Origin of the sequence: Streptomyces sp. NBC_01012, from assembly GCF_045162755.1 — a bacterium.
Lineage (GTDB): Bacteria > Actinomycetota > Actinomycetes > Streptomycetales > Streptomycetaceae > Streptomyces.
In genome coordinates this window covers 6,995,173-7,008,127 of the sequence record NZ_CP108688.1, presented here as the reverse complement: position 1 = coordinate 7,008,127, position 12,955 = coordinate 6,995,173, and the positions used below count along the sequence as shown (strand labels likewise).

General features: G+C 70.9%; 14 protein-coding genes. 8 read left to right on the top strand and 6 right to left on the bottom strand.

Annotation, left to right across the window (positions count from 1 at the left end):
• Positions 1 to 36: 36 nt before the first annotated feature.
• Entirely contained in the window at positions 37 to 594 is a 558-nt protein-coding gene (gene def, locus OG623_RS31390; RefSeq protein ID WP_406150969.1) for a peptide deformylase, read from the bottom strand.
• A gap of 114 nt (positions 595 to 708) precedes the next feature.
• Here def and OG623_RS31385 point away from each other — a divergent pair, with 114 nt between their 5' ends.
• From OG623_RS31385 to OG623_RS31365, 5 genes are all read left to right on the top strand, one after another.
• On the top strand, positions 709 to 1,947 hold the full coding sequence (locus tag OG623_RS31385; RefSeq protein WP_406150968.1) for a MurT ligase domain-containing protein: 1,239 nt from the start codon (positions 709 to 711) through the stop codon (positions 1,945 to 1,947).
• Positions 1,948 to 1,981: 34 nt separating this feature from the next.
• On the top strand, positions 1,982 to 2,710 hold the full coding sequence (locus OG623_RS31380; RefSeq protein ID WP_406150967.1) for a type 1 glutamine amidotransferase: 729 nt from the start codon (positions 1,982 to 1,984) through the stop codon (positions 2,708 to 2,710).
• 186 nt (positions 2,711 to 2,896) lie between these two features.
• Positions 2,897 to 3,922, top strand: coding sequence for a 6-phosphofructokinase (locus OG623_RS31375; RefSeq protein WP_362891536.1), 1,026 nt, complete (start codon positions 2,897 to 2,899; stop codon positions 3,920 to 3,922).
• Positions 3,923 to 4,034: 112 nt separating this feature from the next.
• Complete coding sequence (locus OG623_RS31370; protein WP_406150966.1) at positions 4,035 to 4,985, top strand: cytochrome c oxidase assembly protein; 951 nt, start codon at positions 4,035 to 4,037, stop codon at positions 4,983 to 4,985.
• 67 nt (positions 4,986 to 5,052) lie between these two features.
• Positions 5,053 to 5,211, top strand: coding sequence for a hypothetical protein (locus tag OG623_RS31365; protein WP_362891540.1), 159 nt, complete (start codon positions 5,053 to 5,055; stop codon positions 5,209 to 5,211).
• A 29-nt stretch (positions 5,212 to 5,240) separates the two neighbouring features.
• Here OG623_RS31365 and OG623_RS31360 read toward each other — a convergent pair whose 3' ends face one another.
• Positions 5,241 to 6,242: a MerR family transcriptional regulator gene (locus OG623_RS31360; RefSeq protein WP_406152088.1), complete on the bottom strand. Its 1,002-nt coding sequence runs from the start codon at positions 6,240 to 6,242 to the stop codon at positions 5,241 to 5,243.
• 10 nt (positions 6,243 to 6,252) lie between these two features.
• A complete protein-coding gene (locus OG623_RS31355) occupies positions 6,253 to 6,921 on the bottom strand; it encodes a HEAT repeat domain-containing protein (RefSeq protein ID WP_406150965.1) in 669 nt (222 codons plus the stop codon).
• Positions 6,922 to 7,048: 127 nt separating this feature from the next.
• Between OG623_RS31355 and OG623_RS31350 the strand changes: the two genes are divergently transcribed.
• Together OG623_RS31350 and OG623_RS31345 are read left to right on the top strand one after the other, a co-directional pair.
• Positions 7,049 to 8,146 carry a hypothetical protein gene (locus OG623_RS31350; protein ID WP_406150964.1) on the top strand — a complete coding sequence of 366 codons (1,098 nt, stop codon included), beginning with the start codon at positions 7,049 to 7,051 and terminating at the stop codon, positions 8,144 to 8,146.
• Positions 8,147 to 8,237: 91 nt separating this feature from the next.
• Entirely contained in the window at positions 8,238 to 9,314 is a 1,077-nt protein-coding gene (locus OG623_RS31345; protein ID WP_406150963.1) for a protein kinase family protein, read from the top strand.
• Positions 9,315 to 9,370: 56 nt separating this feature from the next.
• Here OG623_RS31345 and OG623_RS31340 read toward each other — a convergent pair whose 3' ends face one another.
• Complete coding sequence (locus tag OG623_RS31340) at positions 9,371 to 10,822, bottom strand: amidase (RefSeq protein ID WP_406150962.1); 1,452 nt, start codon at positions 10,820 to 10,822, stop codon at positions 9,371 to 9,373.
• 67 nt (positions 10,823 to 10,889) lie between these two features.
• Positions 10,890 to 11,474 carry a helix-turn-helix domain-containing protein gene (locus OG623_RS31335; protein WP_406150961.1) on the bottom strand — a complete coding sequence of 195 codons (585 nt, stop codon included), beginning with the start codon at positions 11,472 to 11,474 and terminating at the stop codon, positions 10,890 to 10,892.
• An 83-nt stretch (positions 11,475 to 11,557) separates the two neighbouring features.
• On the opposite strand from OG623_RS31335, the gene OG623_RS31330 reads away from it, so the two are divergent.
• The gene (locus OG623_RS31330) at positions 11,558 to 12,487 is read left to right on the top strand and encodes an NADP-dependent oxidoreductase (protein WP_406150960.1); all 930 of its coding nucleotides are present in this window, start codon (positions 11,558 to 11,560) and stop codon (positions 12,485 to 12,487) included.
• Here the strand turns inward: OG623_RS31330 and OG623_RS31325 are convergent.
• A complete protein-coding gene (locus tag OG623_RS31325; RefSeq protein ID WP_406150959.1) occupies positions 12,477 to 12,800 on the bottom strand; it encodes an ATP-binding protein in 324 nt (107 codons plus the stop codon). The two genes, OG623_RS31330 and OG623_RS31325, sit on opposite strands and share 11 nt — an antisense overlap.
• Positions 12,801 to 12,955: the final 155 nt, after the last annotated feature.

Sequence of the window (12,955 nt, the reverse complement as noted above, 5' to 3'; positions counted from 1 at the left end):
GGGTTCTGAGAACCGAGGGGCCGTGGGGCCGAGGGGTCAGCCTTCGGCTGTGGCGGTACGCCCCCAGGGCGCCCGCCGGGCCGCGCGCAGCGCCCTGGCGCGGCGCAGTCCGGTCAGCCGGTCGGTGTAGACGCGGCCGTCGAGGTGGTCGCACTCGTGCTGGAGGCAGCGGGCGAACCAGCCGGTGCCGGCGATCCGTACGGGCTCGCCCGTCACCCTGTGGCCCTCGACCACCGCGTGGTCGAAACGCGGCGTGCTCGCTTCGAGGCCCGGCAGCGAGAGGCAGCCCTCGGCTCCACGTACGGTGATGCCGTCCGCCTCGACGAGCACCGGATTGACGACATGGCCCAGGTGCCGGACCTCGTCGTCGTCCGGACAGTCGAAGACGAACACCCTGAGGGGGAAACCGATCTGGTTGGCGGCGAGCCCCACACCGTTCGCGGCGTACATCGTGGCGAACATGTCCTGCACGAGCCGGGCGAGCGACGGGCCGAAGTCGGTGACGTCGTCGCACGGCCTGTGGAGCACCGGGGCGCCGAGCAGACTCATGGCACGAACGCGTCCGGAACTGCCGGGGATCGGGCGGTTTCGCATGGGGAGAAGCGTACGTTCCACGTGACCTCCACGATCCCCGTGGTGCCGAGGTGCGGTCGGCGTGCCGGACATCGATAGGCTGGGCGCGGACTTACGCAAGGAGGATCTAGGACGATGGCAGGCAACACGGAACCGTTGTCGCCGCGGGCCAAGCTCGCCGTGACGGCGGGCAAGGCGGCGGCGGCGGTGTCGCGCGCTGCGGGGCGCGGCAGCGGATCGGTGATCGGCGGCCGGGTGGCGCTCAAGCTCGACCCCGACCTGCTCGGGCGGCTGGCGCAGCACCTGGACGTGATCCTCGTGTCCGCGACGAACGGCAAGACGACGACGACCCGGCTGATCGCGGAGGCGCTGACGGCCGCGGGACCCGTCGTGTCGAACGCGCTGGGAGCCAACATGCCGGCGGGTATCACCTCCGCGCTGGCCGGGGGCTCGGACGCGCGGTACGGCGTGATCGAGGTCGACGAGAAGTACCTCGCGGGTGTGGCACGCGACACGACGCCGAAGGTGATCGCGCTGCTCAACCTCTCCCGCGACCAGCTGGACCGCGCGGCGGAGACCCGGATGCTGGCCGAGAAGTGGCGGGAGGGCCTGTCGGGCTCCAAGGCCGTGATCGTGGCCAACGCCGACGACCCGCTGATCGTCTGGGCCGCCTCCTCCTCGCCCAACGTGGTGTGGGTGGCGGCCGGACAGGCGTGGAAGGACGACGCCTGGTCCTGCCCGTCCTGCGGCGGTGTGATGCAGCGCCCCGGTGACGACTGGTTCTGCGGCGAGTGCGGTTTCCGCCGGCCCGCGCCCAGCTGGGCGCTGAACGGCGACTACGTCCTGGACCCGCACGGTTCCGCGTGGCCGATCCACCTCCAGCTGCCGGGCCGGGCCAACAAGGCCAACGCCACGAGCTCGGCCGCGGTGGCCGCGGTCTTCGGCGTGCCGCCGCAGGTCGCCCTGGAGCGCATGTATCAGGTGCAGGCGGTGGCGGGCCGTTACGACGTCGTCAACTTCCTCGGCCGTGAGCTCCGGCTCCTGCTGGCGAAGAACCCGGCGGGCTGGCTGGAGACGTTCTCCCTGATCGACCCGCCGCCCACCCCGGTGATCCTCTCGGTCAACGCCCGCGGCGCGGACGGCACGGACACCTCCTGGCTGTGGGACGTCGACTACACCCAGCTCTACGGTCACCCGATCTTCGTGCTCGGCGACCGCAAGCTGGACCTCGCGGTCCGGCTGGAAGTGGCCGGACTGGACTTCCGTGTCTGCGAGACCCTGGACGAGGCCGTCCAGATGGCCCCGCCAGGCCGCATCGAGGTCATCGCCAACTACACCGCCTTCCAGGATCTGCGCCGTCGTGTCGGCAACTGACCCCCGCGCGGGCAACCCCCGGAGAGGACGAAGCATGAGCAACAACAGCCTGCGGCTGGTGTGGGTCTACCCCGACCTCCTCAGCACCTACGGCGACCAGGGCAACGCCCTGGTGGTGGAGCGCCGGGCGCGGCAGCGCGGCCTCGACGTGGCGCGCGTGGACGTGCGCAGCGACCAGCCCGTCCCGACGTCGGGCGACATCTATCTGATCGGTGGCGGCGAGGACCGGCCGCAGCGGCTCGCCTCGGAGCGGCTGCGCCGTGACGGCGGACTGAACAGGGCCGCGTCGAACGGCGCGATCATCTTCTCCGTCTGCGCGGGCTACCAGATCCTCGGCCACGAGTTCGTCAACGACCTCGGCGAGCGCGAGGCGGGTCTCGGGCTGCTCGACGTCGTCTCGACGCGGGGCGAGGGCGCCCGGTGCGTCGGCGATGTGCTCGGCGACATCGACCCGAATCTGGGGCTGCCGCCGCTGACCGGTTTCGAGAACCACCAGGGCGTCACCCACCTCGGCCCCTCGGCCCGTCCGTTCGCCCAGGTGCGTCTCGGCCGGGGCAACGGCACGGGTGACGGCACGGAGGGCGCGTACAACGACACCGTGTTCGGTACGTACATGCACGGCCCGGTCCTGGCACGCAATCCGCAGATCGCGGACCTGCTGCTGAAGCTGGCCCTGGATGTGAACGCCCTGCCGCCGAGCGACGACCGGTGGTACGAGGCGCTGCGCGCCGAGCGGATCGCCGCGGCGACCCAGCCGGCCTGAGGCGCCACCCGCGGACCGGCCCCTTCGGCGGGCCGGTCCGTACGTGCGCGTCGCGTGTACATCCGGTGTACGTCCAGCAGTCGGACAGTGGGTTCGGTACGGGCACCTCGCGCCGGTAGGGTGGCGGGGATCCAAACCGGACGACGTGGTCCGGCGTCGGCCCACGTTGCAAAGGTTTCCCGGGCAATGCGAATTGGTGTGCTCACCTCCGGTGGCGATTGCCCCGGCCTCAACGCCGTCATCCGCTCCGTCGTGCACCGCGCGGTCGTCGACCACGGCGACGAGGTCATCGGCTTCCACGACGGCTGGAAGGGCCTCCTCGAGTGCGACTACCGCAAGCTCGACCTCGACGCGGTCGGCGGCATCCTCGCCCGTGGTGGCACGATCCTCGGCTCGTCCCGTGTCCAGCCCGCGCATCTGCGTGACGGTGTGGAGCGCGCGAAGGGCCATGTCGCCGACCTCGGCCTCGACGCGATCATCCCGATCGGCGGCGAGGGCACGCTGAAGGCGGCCAACCTGCTGTCCGAGTCGGGCCTGCCCATCGTCGGTGTGCCCAAGACCATCGACAACGACATCGCCTCCACCGATGTGACCTTCGGCTTCGACACGGCCGTCGGCGTGGCGACCGAGGCGCTGGACCGGCTGAAGACGACCGCCGAGTCCCACCAGCGGGTGCTGATCGTCGAGGTCATGGGCCGGCACACCGGCTGGATCGCACTGCACTCGGGCATGGCGGCCGGTGCGCACGCCATCGTCGTACCCGAGCGGCCCTTCGACATCGACGAGTTGACCGCACTGGTCGGCAAGCGCTTCTCGGACGGCAAGAAGTTCGCGATCGTCGTCGTGGCGGAGGGCGCCAAGCCCCGGGAGGGCTCGATGGAGTTCAACCAGGGCAAGACGGACATCTACGGCCATGAGCGCTTCGCCGGTGTGGCGACGCAGCTCTCCGGTGAGCTGGAGCAGCGTCTCGGCAAGGAGGCCCGCCCGGTGATCCTCGGCCATGTGCAGCGTGGCGGAACCCCGACCGCGTACGACCGTGTGCTGGCCACCCGCTTCGGCTGGCACGCGGTGGAGGCCGCCCACCGCGGTGAGTTCGGCATGATGACGGCGCTGCGCGGCACGGACATCACGATGGTTCCGCTGGGGGCCGCTGTGGAGACCCTGAAGACGGTGCCCGCCGAGCGCTACGCCGAGGCACAGGTCGTGCTCTGACCGTCCCGACACACCCTGGACCGCCCCCGGCCGCACCCGCGGCCGGGGGCGGTTCTAGTCTGGACCGGACAACCGGCACGAATCGGGGGGTGTCCCCGGCGGGAGTGAACAGATGGATCACGGCGGGCACGGCATGAACATGGATCTGCCGCCGTTCACGCTGGGACGCGGCCTCGAATTCTCCGCGGACCCCTTCTTCCTGATCGGCTGCGTCCTCGCGCTCCTGCTGTACGGCTACGGGGTCGCACGGCTGCGCGGCAGGGGCGACGGCTGGCCGGTGAACCGGATCGTGTTCTTCGTCATCGGCGTGCTGTCCATCGCCCTGGTGATGTGCACGGGGCTCAACGACTACGGCATGGTCATGTTCAGCGTGCACATGGTGCAGCACATGATGATCAGCATGGTGTCGCCGATCCTGCTGCTGCTGGGCGCCCCGGTGACGCTGGCGCTGCGGGCGCTGCCCGTGGCGGGGCGTGGGCGTACGGGTCCGCGTGAGCTGCTGCTGAAGCTGCTCCAGAGCCGCTACATGAAGATCGTCACGCATCCCGTCTTCACGATCCCGCTCTTCATCGCGAGTCTGTACGGGCTCTACTTCACCCCGCTCTTCGACTTCCTCATGGGGTCGAAGACGGGCCACATCGCGATGATGGTGCACTTCCTGGCGGTCGGCCTGGTGTTCTTCTGGCCGATCATGGGGGTCGACCCCGGCCCGCACCGGCCCGGTTATGTGATGCGGATGCTGGAGCTCTTCGCGGGGATGCCGTTCCACGCGTTCTTCGGGATCGCGCTGATGATGGCGAGCCAGCCGATGGTGAAGGCGTACGAGAACCCGTCCGCCTCGCTGGGTATCGATGCCCTGGGCGACCAGTCGGCGGCGGGCGGCATCGCGTGGGCCTTTAGCGAGATCCCGTCGGTGCTGGTGCTGATCGCGCTGGTCTTCCAGTGGTACGGCTCCGAGCAGCGGACGGCCAAGCGTTCCGACCGTGCCGCGGACCGGGACGGCGACCAGGAGCTGAAGGCGTACAACGCCTATCTCGCCTCATTGCAGGCGCGCGGGCAGTAGCGCTGGGCACCCCGAAGGGGTGACCATGGCTTCACCGGCCGTGCGGCCGGGTGAGGAGCGTGTGCTCATGCCTGGATCCACGAAAACCATGGGAGTGCTCACGGTCGGCGCGCTGGTCGCGGTGACGGCGTACACGGTGGCACTGGGGAGCAACGGCTGGCTCTGGTTCGGCTGGGTGGTGCTCGGGCTGGCCACCCTGGGCATGGTCGCCGCCCGGGACACCTGAGCCCCGGGCAGCGGCTACCGGCGCGGCCGTCACTCCGCGGCGCGTCTGGTGAGCAGGTACTCCGCGGTCACCGCGACCCCGCGGTCCTCGTCGTGCGACAGCTCCTCCAGTGCGCGAGCCGTCGTGGCGCCCGGGATGTCGGCGAGTGCCTGGGTCAGCCGCCGGCGTACGGCCGCCCCCGCGTCCGGGCGGGCGAGACGGCTGACCAGGCCGTCCGCGATACGGTCCGCGAGCTCCGGACTGTCGGCCAGCGCGCTCAGCGCGTCGGCCGCGTCGACGTCCCGCATCTCCTCGACGATCATGTCGAGGAGCGTCGGCACCACCTCGGCGGCCCCGCGCGCCCCGAGCTCCAGGGCCGCGTAACCACGGACGGCGGGGTCGTCGCTCGCCAGCGCCCTCCGCAGCAGCGGGGTCACGTCCTCCCCCGGGATCTCGACGAGGCTCTGCACCGCGCGCTTGCGTACCTCGGCGACGGGTGAGGCGAGACCCTCAGCCAGCAGCTCGGGCCCGCCGGCGCCCGCCTGCGTCAGGGCCCAGCGCAATGCGCCGGCCACATGTGGGTCCGCCTCGCTCAACACCCCTTCGACCAGTGCTTCCACCGGCACCGCTTCGTCGACCGAGGACAGGGCCGCCCGCTGACGCCGCCCGGCGCTCTCCGAGGTCAGGCCCTGGAGGAGTGCCACCGTCCGCAGGACGTCCTCCCAGTCGCCGGGCCGCGCGGCACCGATCCTGCCCAGCCGTGTGAGCAGTTCCGTCTCCCGTGCGATGCGCTCCCGGGTCTGCTGGATCAGGTCGTCGACGAGCGCGGAGGGCCGGAAGCCGGGATCGTCCAGCGCGCGGCCGACGTCCCTGAGGGACAGCCCGAGCGAGCGCAGGCTCTCGATATGGAAGATCCGCCGAATGTCGTCCTCCGCGTACTCCCGGTAGCCGCCTCCGGTGCGTTCCGTCGGCCGCACGAGACCGAGCGACTCGTAATGCCGGAGCATGCGGGCGCTCACCCCCGACCGCCGGGCCACCTCACCGATCAACACGAGCCTGCTGTCACCCTTCTTCATCCGTACCACCGAGGGCGACCATGCGCTTCGCCTCCTCGACGGCGAACTCGAACCCGGCCTCCGGGTCCCGCAACAGCCGTTCCGTGGCCAGCGCGTGCGTGCGTACGCCGGGGTCCGGGTCCGCAGCCGCCGTGCGCAGGGCCGGCAGGATCACCTCGCCGAGTGCGACCAGGGCCCGGCTGAGGCTCAGCCGCATCTCCCGTGCGCCCCGCCCGAGTTGCGTCGCCAGCGTGGCCGCAAGCTCTCCCTCTTCCCCGGACGGCACCAGGACGACAGCCGCCCTCCAGGCGCTCCGCGCCACCTCGTCGTCGGCGTCGGACAGCAGATCCCGCGTGATCACCGGCCATGCGCCCCGGTCCCCGATCTTGGACAGCGTGTGCAGGGCCTGGCTTCGTGCCTGGGCACACTCCGAGCGGACCTCGGCGAGAAGCCCGGGGACGGTCACCGAAGCCGAGTGGCGGGTCAGCGCCCAGGTGAGCATCTCACGCACCTGGAAGTCGGGCTCGACCGCGCAGCGTCGCAGCAGCGCTCCCACGAACCTGGGGTCGGGCGTCGTACCGACCGCCATCGCCGCCCGCAGCCGCACCGCCGCGCGGTCGGCCTCCAGCCCTTGAAGGGCACGGGTCACATCGGTGTCCTGCATCGGCAGGGTCATCGCTACCACCTCCTCGGCCCCACTGAAGACCTTGCCACGGTGACAGGGTCAAGCCGGGCGCCGACGCGTGCACCCGGCCGCGTAGGCTGCCCGGGTCGGGGGAGCACTCAGGGGGAGACGGCGGATCATGGCTGCGGGGATACGGGGGCGCCGGTGGCTGCCCGGCGGACGGACGCTCGGAATCGTGGCGGTGGTGCTCGCCGTCGTCGCGGGCGCCGGCTGGCTGGCCAAGCCGGTGTGGCAACCGTGGTGGTACGCCGCGACGCTGTGCGGAGGCAATCTGTCGGGCGGCGAACTCGCCGACCTTCTGCCGAACGAACGGCTGCGGGCCGCCAAGGACACCTTCGGCTCCGGGGACAGCCGGCTCAGATGTGGCGTGGACGAGAACGACGGCAGGCACTACGTCCTCGATGTGGAGGCGCGGATCGACACGGGCGAGCGGCTGGGACTGCTGGACATGGAGTTCGCCATCCCCCGCGACCTTGAGTACGCCTATCCCGGCTCGGTCCCGGGCTTCTACGGCCGGTTCGGCCCGGTGATCATTCAGGAGTGCCCGAAGCTCGGCCGCGACACCGAGGGCCGCAAACAGCGTCTCGTCACCATGGTGTACACCCATGGCGTGGAGAGCGCCCCCTCACCCCAGTCCCTGCGCACCGGCGTGCGGATAGCCAACGGCGCCAACGCCGAGACCGGCTGCGGGGCCGCGTCCTTGCCACTGCCGGACCGCGTCGCACCCCAGCGGAAACTGTCCGTGCGCCAGGCGGAGGGCACGATGTGCGGCTGGCTGGCCCGGGCCACGCTGCCCCGGAGCCCATCCGGCAAGAAATGGCAGGTGGTCGCGCCCACGGATGAGCGGGCGACGATCACCAGCTGCTCACTCATCGACTCCGGGACCGGCGAACCCGCCGTGAACCTCACCGGCTGGTACGGCGATTGGGCGGACAAGCCCTTCGAGCGACTGCTCCAGTCCAACGTGCAGCTTCCGAAGGCGTTCAGCGCCCACGACGCACTGCTCGGCACCGACCTCGGGCGCGCCTGGGCCCGCTGCGCCGGGGAGTCCGCGAACTTCCTCGCCAACAGCTATGCGCAGGACCCTGCCCAGTCCGCGCTGCCGATGAGTGATGTGCGCCGGCTCCTCAACGCGTTCGCGACGGACCAGGCCGAGCGCCGGGACTGCACCGGCCTCCAACTCCCCGACCACACCGTCCACCCGGACGCGTACTGAGGGCCCCTCCCTGTGAGAAATGACGGAAGTCGGCGATGATCGTCGAACTCGCACGCGGCATCAACGACCCTGCCTTATCCAGGAGTTGCCAATGGAACGGCCCCGGCCACAACCCGCCGCACGGGTGTCCGCTCTGGCGGCCGTGGGGGCGCGGCTCTCCCTGCTCAGCGACCGCCGGCTCGGCGACGCGGTGGCTGCCGGGCCGGCACTCGGGTCCGGCATCGGCGGCAGACGGGCCGAGATGGAGGTCGCGGGAGTGCCCGTCTTCGTCAAGCGGGTCCCGCTGACCGACATCGAGTTGCGTCCCGAGCATGTGCGCTCGACCGCCAACCTGTTCGAGCTCCCTCTCTTCTACCAGTACGGAGTGGGGTCGGCGGGGTTCGGGGCCTGGCGTGAACTGGCCGCGCACCTCATGACCACGGCCTGGGTTCTGAGGAACGAGTACGCGGGTTTCCCCCTGCTGTACCACTGGCGGGTCCTGCCGGATCGAGCCCCGGCCGACTTCGCCGATGAGTTCGGAGGCATCGCGGGAGCCGTCGCGCACTGGGAGGGGTCGTCTGCCGTGCGTCGCCGGCTGGAGGCCATCGGCAGGTCCTCCTTCAGCCTGGTGCTCTTCCTGGAGCATGTACCTCGGACACTCGGGGCCTGGCTCGCCCGTACCCGTGATGCGGGCTGGACGGAGCCAGGAGGCGACTCCCCCTACCTGTGGGCGGAAGACGCGCTGCTGAAGGGGACGGAGTTCATGAGCTCACGCGGGCTGGTCCACTTCGACACCCACTTCGACAATCTGCTCACGGACGGTCAACTGGTGTACTTCGCGGACTTCGGGCTCGCCTCCAGCCGCGACTTCGAACTCTCTTCGCCGGAGGCCGCCTTCCTCACCGACCACCTCCTGTACGACCGCTGCTACGCACCCGGCCACCTGCTGCGCCACCACCTGCCCGAGGCCGTGCGCGGTGGCGCAGAACACGAAGTGTTCCTGCGCGAGTGGATGGCCGGGCGCCGCCCCGACGGCGTGCCCCCCGGAATCGGGGCGATCATTGACCGCCACGCCCCGCACGCCGTCGTCCTGGACGGATTTCATCGTCGACTGATCACGGAAAGCAAACGAACTCCTTTCCCCGCAGAGGAAGTTCGCCAGGCCCTCGTCGGCACGTCGGGCATGTAGGAGTACCGCGACAGGAATGCCGCGGCAGGAATGCCGAGAGTCACCGCACCGGAGCCTTACTCCGGTGCCTGGAAGCCGCCGAGCCGCTGCTCCAGCAGTTCCGCCAGCCGCAGAGGGGTGCGGTCCTCGTACATCGGGCCGATGAGCTGCACCCCCACCGGCAGTCCTTCGGGGGTCCGGCCCGTGGGTACGGCGGTGGCGGGCAGGCCGGGCATGGTGGCCAGGCCGGCCCAGACCAGCTGGTCGAAGAAGGGGTACTCGACGCCGTCGATGTCGATCCGGCGTTCCAGCAGATCAGGGTTGTGGTCGTGCGGGAACGCGGGAGTGGGCGTGATGGGACACACCACGGCGTCGAACTCCGCGAACAGCCGCCGCCAGCCCTGGCGGTGGAGCTCGCGGCGGTTGTTCGCCTCCATCCAGTCGCGGTGGCTGAACACCATGCCGCGCAGCCGGGCCGCGGAGAGGCTCCGGTCCTGCGCGCTCAGCCCGGCGGCGCGGGTCCGCAACTGCTCGTAGGCCTCCACGGGGAAGCGCGCGGTGGATCCCGAGAACATCAACTCCGTGTAGAGCAGACCGGCTTCGGCCAGGTCCGGCAGCAGCGCGCTGTGCCGGACGACGCGGGCGCCGCCGTCGTCGAGCGCGTCGGCCACCCGGTTCACGCCCGCCCGCACGGCGGCCCCGGTCGGAATCAGCGGATGGCTGTCGAGGACCAGGACCCGGAAGTCACCGAGCCGCTCGTAGCGCGCGGGCGGCAGCCTCACGTCGTACGCCACGCCGTGCGTCAGCGGGTCGGGTCCCGCCATCACGTCGAGCAGGAGCGTGAGGTCGCGGGCGGTACGCGCCATCGGGCCGACGACGGCCAGGTCGAGGTCGACCGGCAGGGCAGGGTCGGACGGCGGGACCATACCGCGGTTCGCGGCCAGCCCGAGGGTCGGCTTGTGCGCGTAGACACCGCAGAAGTGCGCGGGGGTACGCAGCGAACCGCCGATGTCGGAGCCGATGGACAGCGCGCCGAACCCGGACGCCAGGGCCGCCGCCGATCCACCGGAGGATCCGCCCGAGGTACGACCGTGGTCCCACGGGTTGTTGGTGGTGCCGTAGATCTCGTTGAAGCTCTGGAGGTCCTGAAGGCCCAGGGGCACGTTGGTCTTGCCGAGGATCACCGCGCCAGCGTCCTTGAGACGTGACACCTGCACCGCGTCCTCGGCAGGCATGTGGTCCCGGTGGAGCGGCATGCCCCAGTTCGTGGGCAGCCCGGCGACGTCGTAGCTCTCCTTGACCGTGACCGGGATGCCGAGCAGCGGCCGGTCCTCACCGCGGGCGCGTGCCAGGTCCGCTTCGCGCGCGGCGGCCCGCGCACGGTCGAAGTCCCGCACACAGACCGCGTTGATCTCCTTGTCGTCGTGCTCGATACGGGTGATCGCCTCGTCGGTCAGCTCCGCCGAGGTCACTTCACCGGCACGCAGGGCAGCCACGAGTCTTTCGGCCGACTGAAGATTCCATTCCATGGAACCGGACCGTAGTGACCCCGGGGGCAGGTCATAAAATGTTGTTTCGCGCAACGGGTCGGCCGACTCAGGTGTCGTCACCCAGGGTTGAGGCGCCGGCCGCTCGCACCTCGCCGAGCGTCCGCCGTGCCACCTCGGCGAACTCCTCGGCGCAGGCCGCGTCGCTCCAGCGTTCGTAGGCGATCTTCATGACGAGCGCACCCACTTCGGCGGCCACGCGTGAGGTCAGGTCGGGAACGCCGCGTCGCCTGAGCGCTTCGGCCATCGAGGCGGTGAGGCGCAGCCCCTTCAGCGCCTCGCGTTCCCGCAGTTCCGGATTGGCCGCGATCACCGCCTGCCTCCGGGCGGTGAACGCACGGCGCGAGGACACGAAGACGTCCCTCCCGACCACCTCCAGGGCATGAGCCACCGCTTCGAGCGGCGTGGCCGCCGCCGGGGCCGCCGCGACCCCCTCGGCGAGCAGTGCGGACATCGTGTCCCCGCCGAAGAGGACCTCCCTCTTGTCCGGGAAGTGCCGGAAGAAGGTGCTCTTCGTGAGTCCCGCGCGCTCCGCGATGTCGATCACCGTCGTGTTCTCGTAGCCCCGCTCCGAGAACAGGTCGAGGGCGGCGACCACGAGTCGCTCGGGTGCGTTGGGTTGCCAGCGGGCCATGGATCCAGCTTACGGCACTTGGTCCCGTCACTCATGTACGGTGATAGGACCAAGTCCCATCACTTGCCTGCTGGAGGTCCGCCATGAGCCGAGCCGTCATCTACGAATCCTTCGGAGGCCCCGAGGTCCTGGAGCTGCGGGAGGTCCCGGAGCCGCACGCCGGCCCCGGTGAGGTCCGCGTCCGGGTGACGGCCGCCGGGCTGAATCCCATGGACTGGATCCTTGCCTCGACGCCCGAGGCGGCCGAACGGTTCGGCGTCACCCTGCCCTCCGGCTTCGGACACGACTTCGCCGGCGTGGTGGACGAGGTCGGCCCGGGCGCCCAGGGTTTCACCGTGGGTGACCGGGTGCTGGGAGGCGCACTGGGCAGGGCCGCCGCCGATTTCCTGGTGGCCAAGGTGCCCACACAGGCGCCCGATCTGCTCGCCCGCACACCGGACGGCATCAGCGACGAGGTGGCGAGCACCCTTCCGGTGGCCGGAATGACCGCGGCCGCCGCTCTCGCCGCGATCGGTCTGCGCTCCGGCGACACCGTCCTGATCGGCGGCGCCGCCGGCGGCGTGGGCGTGTTCGCCGTACAGCTCGCGAAGCTCGCCGGTGCCCGGGTGATCGGGACCGCATCGGAGCGCACCTTCGACTTCCTGCGGGAGCTGGGCGCCGAACCCGTGGCATACGGTCCCGGGCTCGGCGACCGGGTGAAGGCCCTGGTCCCCGAGGGTGTGACAGCGGCGACCGACCTGTTCGGCACCGAGACCGCCGAGACCGCGCTCGCACTCGGCGTACCGCCCGAGCGGATCTCCACGATCGCCGCGGGAGCCAACCCTCCCGGCGGCGTGCGGGCGACGGGCGGCAGCGAGGCGGAGCCGGACGCCCTGCGGCGCATCACCGACGCGATCCTGGCCGGCACCCTCACCGTGCCGATCGCCGCGACCTTCCCCATCGAGCGGACCCGCGAAGCAGTGGCGCTACAGGCCGGACGCCACGTCCACGGCAAGGTCGTCATCACCCTCTGAGCCGCACATCCGCCCAGACGCACTTGGTGTACGCGTCGCAGACCGCGCTCCCCCACCGGGTCGCGTGGGCCTCGACGAGGAGCAGGCCCCTGCCGGAGGCGGTGGCGGGCAGAGTGCGTTCGGGGCGGGTGTCGGTGACCTCGATACGGACCGCTTCCTCCAGGAGCCGCATGGTCAGCCGGAAGTCGCGGCCCGGCAGGCGTCCGTGCGTGATCGCGTTCGAGGCGAGTTCAGCCGTGACATGCGCGACCGCACGGGCGCCGTCGGAGTCGTACGGCCGCCCGGACCACTCGGTGAACTGCTGAACGGCCAAGGTCCGCGCCAGGCGCGCACCGCGCGGTGTACTGCTGAACCGAAGACGCAATTCCTGTGGTTTCACGACGCCATGGTCGACCGCCAAAACCTGCCCCGACCAGGGCAGAAGGCCGTACGAGGCAGGGTCGTACGCGGCTCGTCCGACCGCACCCG

Bases quoted from the DNA above. Each gene is read 5' to 3' on its own strand.
- def (WP_406150969.1), bottom strand. From the start codon at position 594: ATGCGAAACCGCCCGATCCCCGGCAGTTCCGGACGCGTTCGTGCCATG.
- OG623_RS31385 (WP_406150968.1), top strand. From the start codon at position 709: ATGGCAGGCAACACGGAACCGTTGTCGCCGCGGGCCAAGCTCGCCGTG.
- OG623_RS31380 (WP_406150967.1), top strand. From the start codon at position 1,982: ATGAGCAACAACAGCCTGCGGCTGGTGTGGGTCTACCCCGACCTCCTC.
- OG623_RS31375 (WP_362891536.1), top strand. From the start codon at position 2,897: ATGCGAATTGGTGTGCTCACCTCCGGTGGCGATTGCCCCGGCCTCAAC.
- OG623_RS31370 (WP_406150966.1), top strand. From the start codon at position 4,035: ATGGATCACGGCGGGCACGGCATGAACATGGATCTGCCGCCGTTCACG.
- OG623_RS31365 (WP_362891540.1), top strand. From the start codon at position 5,053: ATGCCTGGATCCACGAAAACCATGGGAGTGCTCACGGTCGGCGCGCTG.
- OG623_RS31355 (WP_406150965.1), bottom strand. From the start codon at position 6,921: ATGACCCTGCCGATGCAGGACACCGATGTGACCCGTGCCCTTCAAGGG.
- OG623_RS31350 (WP_406150964.1), top strand. From the start codon at position 7,049: ATGGCTGCGGGGATACGGGGGCGCCGGTGGCTGCCCGGCGGACGGACG.
- OG623_RS31345 (WP_406150963.1), top strand. From the start codon at position 8,238: ATGGAACGGCCCCGGCCACAACCCGCCGCACGGGTGTCCGCTCTGGCG.
- OG623_RS31340 (WP_406150962.1), bottom strand. From the start codon at position 10,822: ATGGAATGGAATCTTCAGTCGGCCGAAAGACTCGTGGCTGCCCTGCGT.
- OG623_RS31335 (WP_406150961.1), bottom strand. From the start codon at position 11,474: ATGGCCCGCTGGCAACCCAACGCACCCGAGCGACTCGTGGTCGCCGCC.
- OG623_RS31330 (WP_406150960.1), top strand. From the start codon at position 11,558: ATGAGCCGAGCCGTCATCTACGAATCCTTCGGAGGCCCCGAGGTCCTG.